The 1,322-nt window shown below is 71.9% G+C and carries 1 protein-coding gene; it reads right to left on the bottom strand.

Annotated elements, in window-relative coordinates:
- On the bottom strand, positions 1 to 1,306 hold a 1,306-nt coding region (locus A5678_RS20025; protein ID WP_068045675.1), incomplete at its 3' end, for a replication-associated recombination protein A.
- Positions 1,307 to 1,322: the final 16 nt, after the last annotated feature.

Genomic DNA, 1,322 nt, shown 5'->3' with positions numbered 1-1,322 from the left:
CCATCTCCCGCTCACCGCCGCGACCGGTCGGCCGGTAGTAATCCACGCCCACCAGCTCGTCCGGCGGATACTGCTGGGCGACGACGCCGTCGGGATCGTTGTGCGAGTACTGGTAACCCTGCGCGTGTCCCAGGGCCGCCGCGCCGGAATAGTGCCCGTCGCGCAGATGCGGCGGCACCAGGCCGGCCTTGCCCGCCTTGATGTCGTCCATCGCCGCCGCCAGCGCAGTGGTGACGGAGTTCGACTTGGGCGCGGTGGCCAGGTGAATGGTGGCGTGCGCCAGCGTCAGTTGCGCCTCCGGCATGCCGATCAGTGCCACCGTCTGCGCGGCCGCCACCGCAATCTGCAGGGCGCTCGGGTCGGCCATGCCGATGTCCTCGCTGGCCAGGATCATCAGCCGGCGCGCGAGGAACCGTGGGTCCTCCCCCGCGACGAGCATGCGCGCCAAGTAGTGCAGCGCCGCGTCGACGTCCGAGCCGCGGACGGACTTGATGAAGGCGCTGATGACGTCGTAGTGCTGGTCGCCGTCGCGGTCATAGCGCACGGCGGCCTCGTCCAGGGACTGCTCGACGGCCGCGACGGTCAACTCGCCGCCGGGCTCCACCGCCTCGGCCGCCACCTCCAGCGCCGTCAGCGCGCGCCGGGCGTCACCGGCAGCCAGGCGCACCATCAGGTCCACGGCCTCGGGCACGACCGTGATCTGCCCGCCCAGCCCGCGCGGGTCGTCGATCGCGCGCTGCACCACGGCGCGGATGTCGTCGGCGCCCAGCGGCCTCAGCTGCAGGATCAGCGAGCGGGACAGCAGCGGCGCCACCACCGAGAAGCTGGGGTTCTCGGTGGTCGCCGCCACCAGCAACACCACCCGGTTCTCCACCGCGGACAGCAGCGCGTCCTGCTGGGTCTTGGAGAACCGGTGCACCTCGTCGATGAACAACACGGTTTGCTCACCGGACAACAGCGCCCGGCGGGCGGTGTCGATCACCGCCCGAACGTCTTTGACGCCGGCGGACAGCGCCGACAACGCCTCGAATCGGCGGCCGGTCGCCTGCGAGATAAGCGCGGCCAGCGTCGTCTTGCCGCTGCCGGGCGGCCCGTACAAGATGGCCGACGCCACGCCCGAACCCTCGACTAGGCGGCGCAGCGGAGACCCGGGCGCCAGCAGGTGGTCCTGCCCGACCACCTCGTCCAGCGATGCCGGACGCATCCGGACCGCCAGGGGTGCGCCGCCCGTCGCGCCCAGCCCGTGGTCGGTCGGCTGCGGCGCGCCGGGGAGGTCAAAGAGACCGTCGGACACGGGTTCAGGCATACCACGCGGAGCGAAT

The organism is Mycobacterium sp. E2733 (assembly GCF_001667585.1).
Lineage (GTDB): Bacteria > Actinomycetota > Actinomycetes > Mycobacteriales > Mycobacteriaceae > Mycobacterium.
This window is presented reverse-complemented; position numbering and strand designations above follow the sequence as displayed.